The sequence below is a fragment of the Flavobacterium pectinovorum genome (assembly GCF_006438875.1).
GTDB lineage: Bacteria > Bacteroidota > Bacteroidia > Flavobacteriales > Flavobacteriaceae > Flavobacterium > Flavobacterium pectinovorum_A.
Map to the genome: position 1 here is coordinate 406,464 of NZ_RCZH01000002.1, position 20,383 is coordinate 426,846.

The window sequence follows — 20,383 nt, forward strand, 5'->3', positions numbered from 1 at the left end:
TGGCTAGTGCAAAAAAATTTTTACTTTATCCCTTTTATAAATAAAAACTGTCGTTACAAAATTCCAGAAAAAAGAACTCGAAACAAATGCAACTGCGGCTCCGGTCATTCCGTAAACTGGAATTAAAAATCGGTTTAAAACAAAATTAATTGCAACAGCAATAATTAAAATGATCTGAAATATATGTTGTCTTCCAGTCATATTCAAATAAACCGGAGCTGACCCAAATGCGGAGCAAATTCCCTGACCTATAATCAAAATTAGGAATGGTTCATGAGCTGCGATATATTGATGTCCAAAAAATGATAAAACATATTCTGAAAAAATACACATCAAAAGAATAACTGGAAACGTAATCCCAAAAATTAATCGAACACTTTTTCTCATTACTTTTTTTAATTCTGTTATGTTTTGATTTGCATAGAATTCTGCAATTTTTGCCGAAATAGTAATATTAATGGTCACAATTATCACTGAAACAATTGTCATTAACTTAACTCCAACAGAATAAAAAGCAACTGTTTCATCATTTCTATATTTTTTTAAAAACATAATATCAAAACACATTAATAAAAACAGCGCCATTCCACTAATCGCAATTGGATATGATTTTAAAAATACTTCTTTATGTGAAATATTTTCTTTTATTTCTACCTCAGCCATTTTACTTAAATAACTGAAAAGTAATATTGAACTAACAATAGCAAGAATAATAAACCCAATAAGGAAAACATCAACTAAATAAGTTTCTTTGTTCCAATAAAACAATGCGATTGAACCAATAAATAAGGGAATATATTTAAGAATATTTCGAAACAATTCGGCGACGTATAATTTATCCAGAGCCCGAAAAACCTCTGTATTTAAAGTAAATATTGCGTAGAAAAACAAAGTTGCAGCACCTTTTAATAATATTGAATATACATCCTGATCTGCAAAGTAATTGTTTATGATTCTTTTGTCTATAATGAGAATTACAACCAAAACAAGTATTGAAGTCACAAAAAGCATTGTAAGCATCTTGATATATACCTTTTTTAATTCTTCAATGGCACTTTGGCTCGCTAATCTCCCTTTAAAATATAAAATAGACTGGTCAAAGCCTAACAAGCACATACTACCAATTGCCAAAAGAAAGGAACGTACAAAATCGTATTGACCAACCAGTTTTGGTGTATATGATTTGGTTAAAAATATAGTAAAACCAAACAATAAAAGCACTCCAGAAATTCTTAAAAACAAGGTGCTTAAACTTTGTTTTAAAAATGGATTTTGAGTAATTTTTTTTAAAATACTATTGGTTTTCAATTGTTTATAAAAATTAGTTTTTGGTTGATAGAGCCAATTGTTTTCGGTAAAACTTCGAGAATAAACTAACCAAAACAAAGATGAAAATGAAGAAAAGTGGAAACAATAATTTGAAATTTCCACTTACGATTTTATGATCATTTATATTTAATGTTGCATTAATTTCTTTAATCGTTTTATCTAAATTTACTAATTTCAGTCTGTTCTTTCCTTGATCAGTTACTAATTTTTGTTTGGTTTTTAGAATATCATTCAATTGCAGATTTTCATTGTAATAAACCAATTTGTCATTTTTAGCAACGTTATTTACAGAATTCGTAAAACCACTTAATACTCTATCAATTTGCGCAATTATAGTATCGTTTTGCGCAATTTCGCGCTCCATATTTTTAAATCCTATTTTCTGAATAGCATTAAAATAAGCTGAATTATTCAGGAATTTTAGCAACGGTTCAACTACTTCTTTTTCATCAATTGTTTTATTTGAAACAAATGAAATCGTATGAAAAGTATAATTTTTACTTGTGATATTATCTTCTAAAACCTTTTTGACTTCGCCAACCTCAGCCATTAATTTAATAAGCTCAAAGTTTTGTTCTTTATCTGCAATAAATTTGTAAACATCTGCAACTGGTTTAATTTCAATTTTTTTGATTGTTTGTGGATGCAAAATTCCAACTACATTTTTCAAAAAAATAGTATCCCCAGAAAGAATTTTGGCTTGTATTAGATCTATTTTCGCATATAAATAATCAACACTTTCAAAATTTGGTGTTACAATAACCTGATTCTGAAACGTTTTTTTGCTTGAGTCCAAGTACCACCCCAATCCAAATCCGATAACAACTAATGTCAGGACAATAATCCAGTTTCGAACAAAAAACTGAATCGAGCGAAATATAGATGTATTAACGCGATCGAAAAAACTGCCAATACTTCGCGAAAGCTGAAAAATATCAATTTCCTGATCATTGGTGTCTTGGGGTAATTTTGTACTCATTTATTGTTTTTTATTTTACGTTGAAAATCTGCTCTAAAATTTTGATAGTAATCAAATATGTTGGTTTTACACCTGTTGTTCCCAATCCGCCTGAAGCTAATGTACTTCCCGTTTCTAATGGATTATCAGATGCATAATACGCATAACGTACTTTGATATCGTGAGGTACACTTTTTCTAATTTTTGATGCTGATTGTATTGCTTTTTGATAATAGGAACCTTCCATTTCAAGACCAATAACTCCCCAGGTTGATTCGTGAAAGAATTTCAGTAAATCTCTGTTTTGTAATGATGTTCCTAAAACAGTAACCATTGCGCCTTCAAAAACAGCAATATCATTTCCTTCGAACATTGCGCCTGTTAATTCATTTTCGAAGAAATAATTATCCGCAGTTCCTTCGTTTATATGTGCCGTTGGGATCATAATGTCGCCTTTACCTCCTTCAAGGATTCCGGCTTTACCCATTATCGAAACTGATCGTACTTCTAATTTTGTTTCCTTTTTGTATGGTTTCAAAAGCTCGTCGATAGTTTCGTAAGCTTGCTCACCAAAAGCATAATCCATTACAATAATAACAGGTTTTACTTCGTCAAGCTGTGCTTTTGGAAATCCGGTTTTTGCCCAATCAATTTTAGCCGTATCAAAAATCTGAACATCGATGTTGGTCCCTGAGGTATCCGGTAATGAAATCATTCCGTTTTTCAGCGCCAGATCTTCTACAATACTTCTAATTTCTTTTGCGCCGGATTTACTTAATTCTTCATATATAAAGAAATCAGATTTGTCTTTAAACTTTGTTTTTAACAACGGCGTTGCAAAAATAGAATTCATCACACTATGCATATTCGCACTAATTACGTGAATTGGTCTTTTTAGAAGATTATTAGCCTTTAAAACTTCCTTGATATTGGTTGCCCAAATTTCACCGTGGATATGATGTCCAAGACGTTCTCTTAAAACCGGACTGAAAGTTATGGTTCTTTTATTATTGTCGATAACTTCTTCGATCGCTAGTTTTCCTAACCAATATATAACGTGTAAGAAACGATCAGGATCATTTTCAGATCCAAAAGCATCATAAATGTCTAAAACTTCTTCAAAAGTTCGTCCTAAGATATTGGCAACATGCGATATTGCTTTTTCTTTCTCTATTAAAGGCAGTTTTTTAGTCTGCATTACAGCTTGTTCCAACTTCATCCAATCGCGGGAAACTTCGCCACCATCATCTAGTAAAACTCTGTTTTTAATTTTATGAGATTCAATGAAAATAAAAGTCAAATGCGTTAGAATATCATAAATATCTGAACGTCCACGCGTGATTTCAACATTCATTTGTTCTTCGTCAATTCTATAACAATTTCGTCTTCTTTTTGGAGGAACAATTGCCTGAAAATGCGATTTAGAATATCCTTCATCCGAAGTTAAATTGATAAATCTACATTGTTCTATTCCTATTGGCAAACGTTCTATAACGTACAATAGCCCGTTAAGTTCTACTTTTTCTTCGCCTATATTTCCGTAAATCTCCGGACGTAATGCTAATAATGATTCTCTTAAACTATCGCCCGAAACTCCCATTGGTTTATAAAAACCACGGTTGAATAAGTGACGCATTGTAATATACATTTTTTCTATCGCTGCAGATGATTCCTGCGCTCTTGATCTTGATATATGTTTGGTTTCTTTCATGCTATTTATTTTAAAATCTTCTGTTTAAGAAGATGTAATATGTGTTTTTTAATTAAACGAAATTAAGCGATTAATTCAATTAATCCAATGAACTTTTGTACTTCCTTTTCGTTCCAGCTGACCTACAGCTATTGTTTTAAATCCTTTTCCATCATAAAAAGACATCGATTTTACAAAATATTCTTTTCCATCAGAATTTTTAAAATACGTTTTTCCAAGTAATCCATTTGGATAACCAAATTCAAAATTTTGAAGTTCAAAATTTAAAAATATAATTTTTTTCCAATCGATTTTAAAATGTGTTCCATCTGTTTTAATACCCTTAAAATTACTGATGGTCATTTTTTTAAATTTTTCAGGTGTATATGATTTTAACTCATTCCTGTAGTCGCCAAGCTTTGTGTTAGGATTATTTCTTAAATCCTCAAAATCATTATAAGTTATTACCTGAATATTATAATCAGAAATTGTTTTTTTATCGATTCTTTTTAATACTTCAAAAACTTTTTTTCCAACATCTTCAGGCTTAGAAACTGAATTTTTTTCACAAGATAGAAGTGATAACATCAAAAAAAGAACTGCAATCTTGATAATTTTCATTTTCTAATTATTAAAGTTATCTGGCAAAAAAAAATAATAGTATTACTTCAAATTATCTGCAATCTTTCTATCATTCGACAATCTTGGTGTTTTATTTTGTCCACCTAATTTTCCCTGAGATTTCATATATTCCTGAAACCCGTTTTTAGAAACTTTGGTTACAACCACTTTTCTCAGAACGTTTCCGGTAATCAAGTCGTCATAATAGATGTTTTGTTTTCGCATTGAATTATCAATTGCTTCTGCAAAATCTTCCATGTTTTCCGGCTCCGTTTCAAATTCAACCAGCCATTCGTGATACGGTAATCCGCTTAACGGATTAATTTGTGGCGCAACTGTAAATTCGTTGATTACGATTTTGGTTCCGTCCGTTGCTTCCTTCATCGCTTTTTCGACTTCATTGGCAATAACATGTTCTCCAAAAGCCGAAATATAATGTTTAATTCTTCCCGAAACTATAACGCGATGCGGAAATAAAGACGTAAACTGAACAGTATCACCAATATTATAACGCCAAAGTCCCGCATTTGTCGAAATAATCAAAGCATAATTTACGCCTGTTTCAACTTCTCCAATCGTTAAACTTTTAGCATTTGGCTCAAAAAATTCATCGGCTTTAATGAACTCGTAGAAAATTCCTGAGTTCAATAACAACAGCATCCCTTTTATCTTTTGGGAATCCTGATACGCAAAAAATCCTTCAGAAGCCGGAAAAAGTTCGATGCTGTCTACTTTTCTTCCAATCATGTTTTCGAACTTCGCACGATACGGTTCGTAATTTACGCCTCCGTAAATAAACAAGTTAAAATTCTTGAATAAGTCGCCTATTTTCTTTCCTCCACTTTTTTCCTGCAAACGCTCAAAATACATTTGAACCCAGGACGGAATTCCGGAAATAATTGTCATATCCTGCTCAATTGTTTCCTCAACAATAGCGTCTATTTTGGTTTCCCAATCTTCTATGCAATTGGTTTCCCAAGATGGCATTCTGTTTTTTTGGAGATATTTAGGCACAAAATGCGCTCCGATTCCGGATAATCTTCCAAATTTGATTCCGTATTTCTCAACTAAAATCGGACTTCCTTGTAAGAAGATCATTTTTCCGTCAACAAAATCGGCATTCCCGGTTTCATAAATATAATGTAGAATCGCATTTCGAGAAGCTTCAATATGATACGGCATCGATTCCTTGGTTAACGGAATATATTTCGCACCAGAAGTTGTTCCTGAAGTTTTGGCAAAATAAATTGGCTTTCCTTTCCACAGAATATCTTTTTCGCCCATTCGAACTTTATCAATATAAGGCTTTAGATCTTCATAATCACGAACAGGGACACGTTTCTTGAAATCATGAACCGTTTTTATTTTATCAAAATGATGATCTGCACCAAATTGGGTTTCTCTTGCGTCATTAATTAAACCCTTAAATATTTTTTGTTGCGTTTCTACCGGCTTCTTGGACCAAGCCAAAGTATCGTAATATATTTTGCTGGCAAATAATTTTGCTGCTACTGATTTAATAGACATTTTTTATGGGATTATTTCTTGTCACTTTTGTTTTTACTTTGCTTTTTTTCGCCGGACACCTTCTCCTCTTTTGCCACTTCATCTCTTAATTTTATTTCTTCTTCTGTGGCTTTCATATTCACTTCTGAAGGTTCATCTTTTTCTGCTAAAATAGAATCTTTATTAAATTTTGCATATTCTAGCTCCCCTCTCAATACTTTTTGAATTCCATGTATATAAGCTTCATTTTTCTTTAAAGCTGTTTCTAATGAATCTGATTTTATGGCTAATTCCGTAGCATTTTTTTTCAATTCAGAAGAAGAATATCCCGGAATAAACTCTCTTAAAGGAGTAAAAGCAATAATAAAAGTGGTAATTAATATTAAAAATATTCCGCCTAGCGAGAAAATAACAAATACGTTCATCAAGGTAAGTTTGAACGAGAAAATCTCTTCAAAGGTATCTTCATTCAAAATGACCAATCGGTTTTTGATAAATAATTTTTTTCTAAAATCGAATTTCTTCTTAGCCATTGCGGTTCTTTATGCAAGCAAATATAATAATTAATCGCCTTGTTGTTGTCCTCTTGAATTTAGGGAATACACTTAATTTAAGATTTTATAAAATATTTAACGTTGCTAAATACAAATATTTTAATCCAAAAACACTTTTTGTTCGTATATTTCTATATACCTTTGCGGTATCATTTAGAAAACAATTTGCTTCGGCATTAAATATACAATCATGGGAAGATTAGGTCTTACAGAAATCCTCGTAATAGTAGGTATTGTGATTTTACTTTTTGGAGGTAAAAAAATTCCGGAATTAATGAAAGGTTTAGGAAGCGGAATCAAAGAATTCAAGAACGCTGCTAAAGACGATCAACCTGCCGCTGCCAAAAAAGAAGAGGAAGAAACAAAATAAGTATTTATATACCTTATTAAAAACCCCAAATTACAAATGTAGTTTGGGGTTTACTTTTTTATATAATCCATAAATTGTATAATAAGAAAAGTTGTATTTAAATATTTATATATTTGATAAAAATATTTTATATGAAAAAAACTCTACTTTTTTTAATTTTCTTTTTACAATTTTTAATAATCTCTGCTCAAAATTCTACAGATGTTTTACAATCGTTTGGCCTTCATCCTGGGTTTACTGGTACTATTAATTCAACAGTAATTCAACCTGACGGCAAAATAATTGTGGGAGGAAGCTTTAAATTGTTTCAAGGAATTGAGGAAAAAAACTTTATTCGTTTAAATGCGGATGGAAGTAAAGATACATCTTTCCAAATTAATAATTTATTTGAAAACCATACTGTAAATTCTATAATACTTCAACCTGATGGCAAAATAATTGTTGGTCATGACCATGGCTTAATCAGATTAAATACTGATGGAACTAAAGACACTTCCTTTGATTTAGGAAATGGTTTTTATGCCTTTGAAAATTATGGTTGTATTAATTCCTTAGTCCTTCAGCCTGATGGAAAAATAATAGCAGTAGGTGCCTTTATTGAATTTCAGGGAATCACTCAGCAACATATAATTCGCTTAAATCCAGACGGAAGCAAAGATTCTTCGTTTAACATAGGAACTGGATTTACAGGTAATGTGATGCCTTACCTTTATTCAGTAGTTTTACAATCAGATGGAAAAATAATAGTCGCGGGAATATATCAAAATTATCAGAATATAAATCGAGGCAGTATTGTTCGTTTGAATACTGATGGTAGCATTGATACAACTTTCGATACAATTTTTACATCATTAGACAGAATAAAATCTTTGGCATTGCAGTCTGATGGAAAAATACTTGTGGCATGTTACAATAGTATTCCAAATAGGGGTTTACTTCGTTTAAATACTGATGGTAGTAAAGATACCTCTTTTAATATAGGATCTAATGGCTTCAATGATGAAGTTAATTGTGTTTCTATACAACCTGATGGGAAAATACTTGTAGGAGGTAAATTTTCTTCCTATAATACCACGAGACAACGGTCTATTATCCGTTTAAATAGTGATGGAAGTAAGGATTTTTCTTTTGACATAGGAACTGGATTAATTAAATTAGACACTTCAATAGTCCCTTTAGCCGTTAACTCTTTTAGCTTACTATCTGACGGAAAAATAATTGCGGGAGGAGATTTTAATTCCTATCAGGATACTACTAAAAATAATATAGTCCGTCTAAATGATAATGGCAGTATAGATAAATCTTTTGACACAGGAAGAGGACTTGATGATGCTGTGTTGGCTATTGCTTCACAAAGTGATAAAAAATTTATCGTTGCGGGTTCTTTTACCTCCTATGATGGAATTCCACAAAATAGAATAATTAGGTTTAATGCTGATGGAACAAAAGATAAAACTTTTAATATTGGAAAAGGATTTGATGATACTGTTAATTGCTTACTTATACAACCCGATGGAAAAACACTTATAGGGGGTAAATCTGGTTTATTAACACGTATAAATTCTGATGGTGCTCCAGATGTCTCTTTTAGCAGATTAGCTTTTGAATCATCATCCAAACTCTATTTTGAAATCTATATCAAAGCCCTTGCTCTACAAGATGATGGGAAAATAATCGTTGGTGGGAATTTTGGTAAATATGGAGGACTTAGCCAAGAATATTTAGTCCGTTTAAATGCCAATGGAAGCAAAGATGATTCTTTTAATATTGGAAAAGGATTTGATGGTACCGTTAATTCTGTATTGGTTCAGCCAGACGGAAAAATAATTGTTGGCGGGAATTTTTCTTTTTACCAAACTCTGTCGATCACACACGGATTAATTCGTTTAAATCCCGACGGCAGCAAAGACAATACGTTTGTTCCTGATGTTTACCTGGGAGCTGTTTATTGTATGAAATTACAACCAGATGGAAAAATTATAATAGGAGGAAAAGGTGGATATTTCGTTCGATTAAATGCTGATGGTAGTAAAGATACTTCATTTAATACCGGCAATGGGTTTGATTACGATATTCTTTCTATGTATTTACAACAAGATGGAAAAATACTTGTTGGCGGCCGTTTTGTTAATTATCAAGATTTTGAATCTAATCGTATTATTCGTTTAAATGCCGATGGTTCTCGTGATACTTCATTTGACATAGGAAGTGGGTTCACTAGAAATCGTTATAGTAATTTAATTGAAGATAATAGTGTTAGTGCTATAGAAGTACAATCAGATGGCGTTATAATTGCAGGAGGACAATTTGGTAAGTATAAAGATGTAAGGTCATCATATTTAGTTACTTTAAACGGAACATATATAGCATCACCTTTAACCGCTGAGGCTTCTCAAATCAATGTCCCTTGTTCTGGCGGCGCTACAGGTTCAGCTTCTGTATCTGTTACAGGAGGAAAAAGACCATATTCTTATCTTTGGTCAAATAATGCCACAACTTCAACAATTACAGGATTAACTCCCGGAAATTATTCTTGTGAAATTACTGATGCAAATCTTACAAAAATAACTAAGAATTTTACCATTACAACAGATTTAGATACTGAAATTCCAACCATTACAGCACCTCTTGCTGTGACAGTAAATGCAACATCTGATTGTGAAGTTAGAAACATAGTCCTGGGAACTCCACTAACTTTTGATAATTGCTCTGTCGTCTCTGTTACCAATAATGCACCTCTTGCTTTTCCTGTAGGAATAACATGGGTAACCTGGACGGTAAAGGACGCAAGTAACAACATGGCTCAAGCGAGTCAATTAGTTACAGTAAAAGATATTACCGTTCCAATAATTACTGCTCCGCCAACATTAACATTAAATCTAGAACAAAGTTGTCTTATTTATATGCCTAATTTAGTAAATCCTGTAACTACAGACTGTTCATTTGTTACAATAAAGAATAATGCGCCCGTTTTTTTCCCATTAGGCGAAACCAAAGTTACCTGGACCGCAAGAGATGCAAATGCAAATATTGCAACAGCTGTACAAACTGTAATAGTAAAAGATATTACTCCACCAGCTATTGAAACTCCCGCTGCAATAACAATTGATTCAAATTGTAAAGCGGCAACCGTAGTTTTAGTTGAACCAAAAACCTCAGATAACTGTTCTGTCGCTTCTGTAACAAATGATGCGCCGGCAATTTTTCCAATAGGTGACACTACTGTAACATGGACGGTAAAAGACAAGAGTAATAATACTTCAACGGCAGCACAAATTGTAACTGTAAAAGGTCTTACTGCGACTATTACAAACAACGCAGGTATATTAACCGCAGTTGAATCCGAAGCGACATACAAATGGCTTGAATGCAATAGCGGAACATTTATTGCAATTCCAAATGAAAGTAACGTTTCTTTTACACCTAAAAAACCAGGAAGTTACGCGGTTGAAATCACCAAAAATGGTTGCTCTGTGACAAGTACTTGTTATGAAGTTAAAACGCTTGGAACGAAAGATTTCGATTTAGAAAATTCTTTAAAATTATATCCTAATCCAACAAAAGATTTCGTTACAATTGAAATAAATGCTATAGATAATGCCAAATTGAAAATATTTGATGTGAGTGGGAAATTTATACTTTCAAAAGAATTAAAAACAACATCAAATACTATAAACATTGCACATTTAACTTCTGGTGTTTATCTATTTGAGATTTCAAATGATAATGGAAAAACTATCAAAAAAGTAATTAAAAAATAAGTTTTACTATTTGAAAATAATCATAAAAAAAGTCCCGAAATTTCGGGACTTTTTGTTTTTATAAAACCATCGTCAATTGAATTCGTTTTCTATCTTCATCAACTTCTGTAACCTTAACGTCAACATGTTGGTGAAGCTTAACAACCTCATTAACATCACTCACAAAACCAGCTTTCAACTGTGAAATATGAACCAATCCGCTTTCTTTGATTCCGATATCAACAAAACAGCCAAAATTGGTGATGTTATTCACAATTCCCGGTAAAATCATTCCGGTTCTTACATCTTTAATTGATTTTACGTTTGCATCAAATTCAAAAACCTTAGCAGATTTTCTCGGATCCAATCCAGGCTTTTCAAGCTCTTTTATAATGTCTTTTAACGTAAGTAAACCTATTTCAGGTGTAATATAGTTTTCTGCCTTAATAAGCGCCGTTTTCTCTTTGTTTGCAATTAAGTCATTTACTGAAAGTTTCAGATCCTTTGCCATTTTCTCTACAACAGAATAAGCTTCCGGATGTACCGCCGAATTATCCAGCGGATTCTTAGCATTGGAAATTCTAATAAAAGCCGCGCCTTGCTGATACGCTTTATCGCCTAAGCGAGGCACTTTTTTTAACTGTTTTCTGTCCTCAAACGGACCATTTTCTGAACGATACTGTACAATGTTTTCAGCCAGCTTCTCTCCTATTCCACTCACATAACTTAGTAAATGTTTACTTGCCGTGTTGATATTGATTCCAACCGAGTTTACGCAACGAATTACCGTCGCATCAAGTTCGTCTTTTAATTTCGTTTGATCCACATCGTGCTGATATTGTCCTACTCCAATTGCTTTTGGATCAATTTTTACCAACTCTGCCAAAGGATCTGAAAGTCGTCGCCCGATAGAAACGGATCCACGAACCGTTACATCATAATTAGGAAATTCTTCTCTCGCAATTTTTGACGCCGAATATACTGAAGCTCCAGCTTCCGAAACGATGAAAACTTGCAGCGGTTTGTCAAACGCGATTTTTTTAATGAAAAATTCCGTTTCTCTTGAAGCAGTTCCGTTTCCAATAGAAATTGCATCAATTTGATACGCATTTACCATCGAACGGATTTTCTTTATCGCCATTGTTTCCTCATTTTGAGGTGCGTGAGGATAAATAGTTTCGTTGTATAATAAATCTCCTTTTTCGTCCAGACAAACAACTTTACAACCGCTTCTAAATCCTGGATCAATTGCCAGAATTCGTTTTTCGCCCAAAGGCGGAGCCAGTAATAACTGTCCTAAATTGTTTGCAAAAACCTGAATAGAATTTGCATCTGCTTTAGCTTTAGCTTCTTGTAATGTTTCATTTCCAATCGCAGGATTCAACAATCGTTTGTAACTGTCTTCAATCGCTAATTGTAAATGAGCTGTTGTACTATTTTGTTTTTTAATGATTATTTCGTCAATAATATCATAAGCTTCATCGATATCAACATCAACTTTCATTTTTACAAAACCTTCGTTTTCTGCACGAAGCATTGCCAATAAACGGTGTGAAGGCGCTTTTGTCAAATTTTCATCCCAATCAAAATATTGACTGAATTTTTGCGCTCCTTCTTCTTCGCTTTTCTTTTTTACAACTTTAGTTCCTATTGTCGCTTTACGCTGATATAATCTACGCAATTGTTTACGAACATAAATATTCTCGTTGATCCATTCGGCAACAATATCTCTTGCGCCTTGCATTGCAGCTTCCTCATTAATCACATTCTCATTAAGGTATTGTGTCGAAATAAAATCAATATCAACATCATTTTCTGACATGATAATTTTTGCCAATGGTTCCAAGCCAAATTCTCGGGCAACATCTGCTTTTGTTTTTTTCTTCTTTTTGTATGGAAGATAAAAATCTTCAATTTCTTGTAAGTCAAAACTTTGTTCAATTTTTTGCTTCAATTCCGGCGTCAGCGATTTTTGTTCTTCAATCGATTTTAGAACGGCTTCTTTACGTTTTACAATCGTTTCATATTCTTTTTGAAGTTTCGCAATATTTTCGATCTGAACTTCGTCAAGATTTCCGGTTGTATCTTTTCGGTAACGAGAGATAAACGGAATCGTACAATCTTCTTCTAATAATTGTACTGTTTTTTGAATGTTAATCGCTGCTGTTTGAACAGTCTTGGCAATGAATTGAATATTAGTCATTATTTATTGTTTTAAAAAAGATGTAAAAATTGCGAGATTCTCGTAAAATCTCGCAATTTTTACAATTTATGAGATTTTAAAATTTTATTAAACTGTTTAGATTTAATAAAATTGTGTTTTATTTTATTAACCTGTATTTTTTCTAAAAAACCTAAATTTTCAAGATTATTTAAATCTGATCTAGCCGTAAAATTTGAGATTCCAAATCTATTTTCTATTTCTTTACTACATAAAACTCTATCTGAATCTTCATTTAAAATTTTTAAAATTTGAGCCTGACGATCATTAACATGAGGTATTTTAATAAATTTTGCTGCTTGAATCACTTCATTCTGTTTTCTACCAATATATTCTTTCAAAGCCGTAAAAGCTTTTTCCATTGTTTTTATGTGGTAAGTAATAAAGTAAGTAAGGTCATTTTGATCTATTTCTGAATATAAAAAAGCTTTTTCATACTGCCCTTTAGTATCTTTTATAATTGTCGAAATCGTTAAATATTCAGTGAGCCAATAACCATTTTTGAGCATGTACCAGTAAAATAATGCACGTGCTGTTCTGCCATTTCCATCTGAAAATGGATGAATCCACCCAATCATAAAATGAATTATAATTCCTTTTATAATTGGATGAATAAATGTCTTTTGTTCTTCATTAAAAAACAAACATAAATCACTAATTAGTTTTTGTATCTCCTCATTTTTTGGTGGTGTATGTACTACTTCACTATTTGAATAATTTACTACATAAATATCATTATTCTTTCTATATCTTCCCTCATCTTCAACATCTTCTAATGTATTATTAGATATAAGTTTGTGTATATAAAGTAAGTTTTCCGGTGTCAAATTATCATTCTTATGTTGAACAATATATTTCATTGTGAAATAATTATTCATAATCATTTGTTCCGATTTATTTTTTGGTTTACGTTCTTTTTGAATCATTTCTTTTGCTGCTTTTCTGGTCGTATTTGCACCTTCCATTTGGCTACTAGAAATAGCTTCTTCCATTATTGAACTTATTAGAAATTTATTCTTGTAAGTATCAGTTATACCTATGTTACTTCCTAAATTTCCTCCTATATGTAAATCAAAATGATGCAAAAGTCTAAGAATATAATCGGTAACATTAAAATTAAAAGAATATGTTCCAAATGCAATATTTTGTTTATTTAATGATCTCGATAATTTAATAACATTCCAATATTGTTCCGGCTCAATAGATTTAGTTTTATATTTAACTTTATCCCAATATAAATATTCATCATTGATTTCCTTTAATTCACCTGACAATGTAAGTTGAGTAAGTAAACTTATAGTGTTATTATCATATTTCGATGTGGGTGGATGTTCTAACATATAAACTAATTTTAAGCTAAATTAGTAAATAATGCGAGATTCTAGTAAAATCTCGCATTATTTACTAATTTAATATTATTCAACATAAAGAAAATTCTTCTCTTCCACGTCGAAAATTAATATTAACCATAGCTAAAATAATATCTTTGTTTTTAATTTTAAGCCAATGAAAGTTTTATTACTATATTTTTTTATTGTAAACATTATTGAATTTATTCTGGCCGGATACGATAAATATTTGGCTGTAAAACATAAACGCCGAATTCCGGAAAATACGTTATTCACAATTGCATTTTTTGGCGGCTCGATCGGATTACTATTAGCTATGTTACTTTTTAGACATAAAACGAGTAAATCTTCTTTTATTATAAAGTTTGGTATAATTCTCTTTATTCAGATTCTATTGATTTATCTAAAATTAAATGATAAAATCTAAGTAACTGATTTTAAATAAATTAATAAAAAAAGATATTAATTCAGTCAGTCAATTGACCAAATTAACGTTAATTCAGTCAGTACGTTAACCAAATTAATGTTTTTTAAAACGAAAAAACCGGATGAATTTATAAAATCCGCCCGGCTTGTTTATTTAATAGGTGCGAAGCACCGCGATTTTTTTTGACTTATTGGCAAGCGATTTTATTCACTCTGTTTTGGTGTCTTCCGCCTTCAAAAGCAGTTGTTAAAAACGTTTCAACTATTTCTACAGCTTGAGGAATCGATGTAAAACGCGCCGGAATACTCACAATGTTAGCATCATTATGCAAACGTGTTAAATAAGCGATTTCTTTAGTCCAACATAAACCAGCTCTAACTTTTGGGTGTTTATTAACCGTCATTGCAATTCCGTTTCCGCTTCCGCAGATAACAATTCCAAAATCAGCTTTACCTTCAGATACATCATTTGCAACCGGATGACCATAATCCGGATAATCAACAGAATCCTCAGAATCTGTACCATAATTGGTTACTTCATATCCTTTTGCTTTAAGCATCGCAACGATTGCTTTTTTATAATCTGGTCCTGCGTGGTCGTTTCCTATCGAAATTTTCATTGTAAATACTATTAAGTTGTGTTGTGCAAATTTACTCAATTAATAAATGTTCGCCATGAATTTCACTAATTTTCACGAATTTATTTCCTTATAACTTTAAAAGCATAGTTTTAAAAATTAAAAATAATTCGTGCTCATTCGTGAAATTCGTGGCAAAAAAACTTGAACATATAACTATCATTATATCAAAAAGTTAACGTTATTAACAATTTTGATATCTCTATAAATAACTGAATATCAATTAGAAATAAACATTGTTTTTGTTAAAATTTTATAATGTTAATAGCAAAACCTAATTCATTGATATTCAGTTAACTTTAAGTTAACATTATTTGTTAATAAGTTGAGATAGAATATTAGAAGTTTTTTTTGGTTGTGTCGAAAAAAAACCTAATCCAAAACCGGAATGAAATAACCTAATAAACTTTCATGAATTTTTGGAAAAGTTATCAATACTAAAAATGCCATTTTCAACAAAAATCAACATATGAACTTATCTACAAAATGAATCTATTTTAGGTTGTCAACCGTTGTTAATTAAAATCTAAAAAGTCTTAAAAATTAATCCTTTAACTAAATATAAGTATGTTGATAACTCAATATAACTAAGAGAAACTTCATTTCAATACATTTAAAAATAAATTTATATGACATATTAACAAGCTATAATAACAACCAAAAATTAATTTAATTTAAATTTTTCTTTTTGTTGTATTTAATATATGTTGACAACTTTGAAAGTTTAAAAAGAAAAAAAAATATTGAAATTGAAAAAATAGATGAGTTTAAACAATTTTGAGAGGGTTATTAAGATTGTCAAGAATTTGCTGAACTTCTTCGAAATCATTTGGATGAACTTTGAGTTTGATTCCACCCAGCGCCGAAGTATACATTGGAACAACTGAAAGCGTCATTTCGTTTTCAAAAAAATACGGAATCTCCTCTTGCTCTAATAAGTGTTTCAGAACAACTGTTTCGTGCTGATAATTGAATATTGCTATGGTTTTAAAGCTTTCCATAAAGGGTCTTTTAGTAAAGATACGAAATGAGTATTACTAAAGATTTGTCGCTGGCATTAATTTAATATGCGACCCGAGCGAAAGCGAACTGGCGAAGCAATTACAAATGACTTTTGAAAATCAATAAATATCCCCATTTGAAAGTTATTTTTTTAATAATTTATTTGTTAAAATCTATAATCTGATATCTTATTTGTAATTTTAACTTTTTAAGAAAAGATATATGAATAAGAAAATTAGAAAGCCGATAAAAAACGAGAAAGATTTCTCAAGCAAAATAATAAAAATTTTATCGCAAAGCCCAAATAAAGCATTCAATTACAAACAAATAGGAGCGAAGTTAGAACTTGACGATACAAAAAGCAGAAATCAGATTATAAAAGATTTGAAAATTTTGGCAGCTTCAAAGAAAATTATAGAATCAGAACCGGGTAAATATTTAGTAAAAGCAGAGAGTCAGGATTATTACGAAGGAACAATTGATATGACCAGCAGAAAAACGGCATATTTTATTTGTCCTGATTTTAGCGAAGACGTTTTTATTCCAACCAATAACTTGAATCGTGCGTTGGATAAAGACAAAGTAAAAGTTTATGTTTACAACAGAAGAAAAGGAAAAAGACCTGAAGGTGAAGTAATTGAAGTTGTAGAAAGAAATAAAACAGAGTTTGTGGGCGTAATTGATATTCAGGCAAATTTTGCTTTTGTGTCTACTGCAAACCCTAAGATGTACACTGATATTTTTATTCCAAAAGATAAAATTGGAGAAGCAGAAAATGGTGACGTTGTTTTAGTTACTATTGAAGATTGGCCAAAAAGAGCTGATAGTCCTTTTGGATCTGTAATTAGAGTTTTAGGGAAACCAGGAGAACATAATACTGAGATTCATGCAATTCTTGCTGAATACGGTTTACCGGCAGATTTTCCGGTAGAAGTAGAGGTTTATGCTCAAAAAATAGATACTTCGATTCAGGAATCAGAGATTGCAAAACGTCGTGATATGCGTGATACACTTACGTTTACGATAGATCCAAAAGATGCAAAAGATTTTGATGATGCTTTGTCTTTCAAAAAGTTAGAGAACGGAAATTTCGAAATTGGAATTCACATTGCCGATGTTTCGTATTATCTTGAAGAAGGAACAATCCTTGATGATGAAGCTTATCAACGTGCAACTTCTGTTTATTTGGTTGATAGAGTAGTGCCAATGCTTCCGGAAGTATTGTCTAATTTTGCGTGTTCATTGCGCCCTAACGAAGAGAAATATACATTCTCAGCAATATTCGAAGTTTCTCCAACTGCACAAGTTATCAACCAATGGTTTGGAAGAACTGTAATTTATTCCGATCAGCGATTTGCTTATGAAGAAGCACAATATATCATTGAAACAAAAGATCATACGATTCCGGTTGATATTTCAATTACCGGAAGTGCTTATTTAGTTTCAGACGAAATTGTTCAGGCAACTTTAAAATTAGATGAATTAGCTAAGATTCTAAGAAGAAAAAGAATGGCAAATGGTGCTATTTCTTTTGATAAAGTCGAAGTAAAATTCAACTTAGATGAACAAGGAGAACCTGAAGGAGTTTATTTTAAAGTTTCAAAAGATGCGAATCATCTGATTGAAGAATTCATGCTTTTAGCCAACAGAAAAGTGGCTGAATACATTGGAAAACAAAAGAAAACATTTGTTTACAGGATTCACGATGAACCAAACGAAGACAAATTAATTGCGATGCAAACCGTAATTGCTAAATTTGGTTATAAAATAGATTTCCGTAACAAAGGAGATATTTCGAAGTCTTTGAATGCATTAATGGAAGAAGTAAATGGAAAAAAAGAGCAAAACTTAATTGATACTCTTGCGATTAGAAGTATGAGTAAAGCCAAGTATTCGACAGAGAATATTGGTCATTACGGATTAGCTTTTGATTATTACAGTCATTTTACTTCGCCAATTCGTCGTTATCCGGACGTTATGGTACATCGTTTGCTTCAATATTATTTAGATAATGGCGCTTCTGTAGATGAAGAAGTTTATGAAACGAAGTGTTTACATTGTTCGAATATGGAAAGTTTAGCAACTAATGCTGAACGTGACAGTATTAAATACATGCAGGTTAAATACATGCAGGATCATCAGGACGAAGAATTTCTTGGAGTTATTTCAGGAGTTACGGAATGGGGAATTTATGTTGAAATTGTTTCTAACAAATGCGAAGGAATGGTAAGAATCAGAGAAATAAAAGATGATTACTACACTTTCGATGAAAAGCAATATGCTTTGGTTGGAGCTACTTCAAATAGTATTTTACAATTAGGAGATGAAATTTATGTAAAAGTAAAAAATGCTGATTTAGTGAAAAAACAACTGGATTTTCATTTTTTGCGACGAGCAGAATAAAGGTTTAATTTTAAAAATAAAAGTATGAAAAAGTTAATTATAGGTGCGGCAATTTTATTTGTTCAGATGTCTTTTGGCCAGGTTACCAAAGATTTAGGTGATTTTGATTCCGTTAAAGTTTTTGATAAATTAAGTGTAAAATTAATTCAATCGTCAGAGAATAAGATTGTAATTAAAGGTGCACGTGAATCAGAAGTTGAAGTTGTTAACAAGAAAGGTTTATTAAAATTAAGAATGCCTTTTCCAAAATTATTATCAGGAAATGATTTGGATATCACAGTATATTACAAACATTTAGAACTTATAGATGTTAACGAAGGTGCTAATGTGACAAGTACAGAAGCTATAAAAGCGACTTCATTTAAAGTAAGCGCTCAGGAAGGCGCAACAATTGATGCTAATTTAGATGTTGATAAACTAAAAGTTAGTTCAGTTTCAGGAGGTTCTATAACTTTGTACGGTAAAGCAGCAAATCAGGATGCAAGTTTAGGAGCTGGCGGATATTTATTAGCTAGTAAATTAATCACATCTCAAACTACTGTAAGTGTTTCTGCGGGAGGAAAAGCAGATGTGAATGCTTCTACTCTTGTAGATGCAAAAGTAAGCGCAGGAGGCTCTATTTACATTTATGGAAAACCGAAACAAATTAATCAAAAAACAGTCTTTGGAGGTAAAATCGAAGAAGTAAAATAACAAATCGTATTTGAATGATAAATGATATTTTGGCTGGACTGCCGTGGGGACTTTTTTTAAGTTTTATGGTAGGTCCAGTATTTTTTATACTATTAGAAACCAGTATTACAAAAGGATTCAGAGCTGCAATTGTCTTTGATCTTGGAGTAGTATTAGGTGATATTTTTTTTATAGCAATTGCCTATTTAGGAAGTTACAGACTTATTCAGAGTTTAAAAGATAAACCGGCACTCTTTATTTTTGGTGGAATTATTATGCTCGCTTATGGTATTATTTCTTTTGTAAGATTGAAAAATGAAGAAAAAATTGATGACGAAGAAATAGATCGCGATATTATCAAAAGAAACTATGGAAGTTTATTTGTAAAAGGGTTTTTACTGAACGTTATTAACATTGGAGTTCTTGGTTTTTGGTTGGCAGTTATCATTTCTGTAGGACCAAAATTAGAGATGCAGAATTCAAGAATGTTTACTTTTTTTGCTGCAGTTATTATTACTTATTTAGTTGTAGATTGTATTAAGATATTATTAGCCAAACAGTTAAAATCTAAAATGACACCAACTAACATTTTAAAAATCAAAAAAGGAATTAGTATTGTTTTAATGGTTTTTGGAGTTGTATTAATGGTTCAGGGTTGGTTTCCAAAAGAAAAAGAAATGGTTAGGAATGCCTTTGAGAAGATTGAAAAGTAGTTGTTAACAACTGAAAATATATTGCAGAACCTCTCGATTTGAGAGGTTTTTTTATGTTTAAGATTTTGACAAAATTTTAGTCCTGTGTGTCCTCGCGAGGAACGAAGCAATCACATCTAGTAATTAACGTGCAGTTTGTCTTTTTGAGGAACGAAAAATCCCCGAACAATTATCCGTAAAGCTTATCTGTA

The 20,383-nt window shown here is 31.6% G+C and carries 16 protein-coding genes; 6 read left to right on the forward strand and 10 right to left on the reverse strand.

All coding sequences use genetic code 11. The features are described 5' to 3' along the window. Positions 1-3: 3 nt before the first annotated feature. The 6 genes from EAH81_RS04120 to EAH81_RS04145 all read right to left on the reverse strand — a co-directional run bounded on the left by EAH81_RS04120 (position 4) and on the right by EAH81_RS04145 (position 6,637). Positions 4-1,308, reverse strand: coding sequence for an MATE family efflux transporter (locus EAH81_RS04120; protein ID WP_241676505.1), 1,305 nt, complete (start codon positions 1,306-1,308; stop codon positions 4-6). A gap of 13 nt (positions 1,309-1,321) precedes the next feature. Further along, a complete protein-coding gene (locus EAH81_RS04125; RefSeq protein WP_140504045.1) occupies positions 1,322-2,308 on the reverse strand; it encodes a hypothetical protein in 987 nt (328 codons plus the stop codon). A gap of 10 nt (positions 2,309-2,318) precedes the next feature. Further along, positions 2,319-3,998: a DUF6909 family protein gene (locus EAH81_RS04130; protein WP_140504048.1), complete on the reverse strand. Its 1,680-nt coding sequence runs from the start codon at positions 3,996-3,998 to the stop codon at positions 2,319-2,321. A 75-nt stretch (positions 3,999-4,073) separates the two neighbouring features. Next, positions 4,074-4,598: a hypothetical protein gene (locus EAH81_RS04135; protein ID WP_140504050.1), complete on the reverse strand. Its 525-nt coding sequence runs from the start codon at positions 4,596-4,598 to the stop codon at positions 4,074-4,076. 42 nt (positions 4,599-4,640) lie between these two features. Continuing rightward, positions 4,641-6,125, reverse strand: coding sequence for a GH3 auxin-responsive promoter family protein (locus EAH81_RS04140; protein WP_140504052.1), 1,485 nt, complete (start codon positions 6,123-6,125; stop codon positions 4,641-4,643). Between the two features lie 11 nt (positions 6,126-6,136). Then, entirely contained in the window at positions 6,137-6,637 is a 501-nt protein-coding gene (locus tag EAH81_RS04145; protein WP_140504054.1) for a peptidase, read from the reverse strand. 211 nt (positions 6,638-6,848) lie between these two features. Between EAH81_RS04145 and EAH81_RS04150 the strand changes: the two genes are divergently transcribed. After that, positions 6,849-7,028, forward strand: coding sequence for a twin-arginine translocase TatA/TatE family subunit (locus EAH81_RS04150; RefSeq protein WP_140504057.1), 180 nt, complete (start codon positions 6,849-6,851; stop codon positions 7,026-7,028). A 131-nt stretch (positions 7,029-7,159) separates the two neighbouring features. Further along, positions 7,160-10,789 carry a T9SS type A sorting domain-containing protein gene (locus EAH81_RS04155; protein WP_140504059.1) on the forward strand — a complete coding sequence of 1,210 codons (3,630 nt, stop codon included), beginning with the start codon at positions 7,160-7,162 and terminating at the stop codon, positions 10,787-10,789. Between the two features lie 58 nt (positions 10,790-10,847). On the opposite strand, the gene EAH81_RS04160 is transcribed toward EAH81_RS04155, so the two are convergent. Both EAH81_RS04160 and EAH81_RS04165 read right to left on the reverse strand, forming a co-directional pair. Further along, positions 10,848-12,971, reverse strand: coding sequence for a Tex family protein (locus EAH81_RS04160; protein ID WP_140504062.1), 2,124 nt, complete (start codon positions 12,969-12,971; stop codon positions 10,848-10,850). A 59-nt stretch (positions 12,972-13,030) separates the two neighbouring features. Beyond that, positions 13,031-14,329, reverse strand: coding sequence for a Fic family protein (locus tag EAH81_RS04165; protein WP_140504064.1), 1,299 nt, complete (start codon positions 14,327-14,329; stop codon positions 13,031-13,033). Positions 14,330-14,495: 166 nt separating this feature from the next. On the opposite strand from EAH81_RS04165, the gene EAH81_RS04170 reads away from it, so the two are divergent. Next, positions 14,496-14,765: a DUF1294 domain-containing protein gene (locus tag EAH81_RS04170; RefSeq protein ID WP_140504066.1), complete on the forward strand. Its 270-nt coding sequence runs from the start codon at positions 14,496-14,498 to the stop codon at positions 14,763-14,765. 187 nt (positions 14,766-14,952) lie between these two features. On the opposite strand, the gene rpiB is transcribed toward EAH81_RS04170, so the two are convergent. After that, entirely contained in the window at positions 14,953-15,384 is a 432-nt protein-coding gene (gene rpiB / locus EAH81_RS04175; protein WP_041520454.1) for a ribose 5-phosphate isomerase B, read from the reverse strand. A 785-nt stretch (positions 15,385-16,169) separates the two neighbouring features. Beyond that, positions 16,170-16,403, reverse strand: coding sequence for a putative signal transducing protein (locus EAH81_RS04180; protein ID WP_140504069.1), 234 nt, complete (start codon positions 16,401-16,403; stop codon positions 16,170-16,172). Between the two features lie 223 nt (positions 16,404-16,626). Between EAH81_RS04180 and rnr the strand changes: the two genes are divergently transcribed. The 3 genes from rnr to EAH81_RS04195 are packed head-to-tail and all read left to right on the forward strand — an operon-like array spanning position 16,627 to position 20,192. Further along, the gene (rnr, locus tag EAH81_RS04185) at positions 16,627-18,807 is read left to right on the forward strand and encodes a ribonuclease R (RefSeq protein ID WP_140504071.1); all 2,181 of its coding nucleotides are present in this window, start codon (positions 16,627-16,629) and stop codon (positions 18,805-18,807) included. 24 nt (positions 18,808-18,831) lie between these two features. Further along, positions 18,832-19,500, forward strand: coding sequence for a head GIN domain-containing protein (locus tag EAH81_RS04190; RefSeq protein ID WP_140504074.1), 669 nt, complete (start codon positions 18,832-18,834; stop codon positions 19,498-19,500). A 14-nt stretch (positions 19,501-19,514) separates the two neighbouring features. Further along, on the forward strand, positions 19,515-20,192 hold the full coding sequence (locus EAH81_RS04195; RefSeq protein WP_140504076.1) for a LysE family translocator: 678 nt from the start codon (positions 19,515-19,517) through the stop codon (positions 20,190-20,192). Positions 20,193-20,383 lie beyond the last annotated feature (191 nt).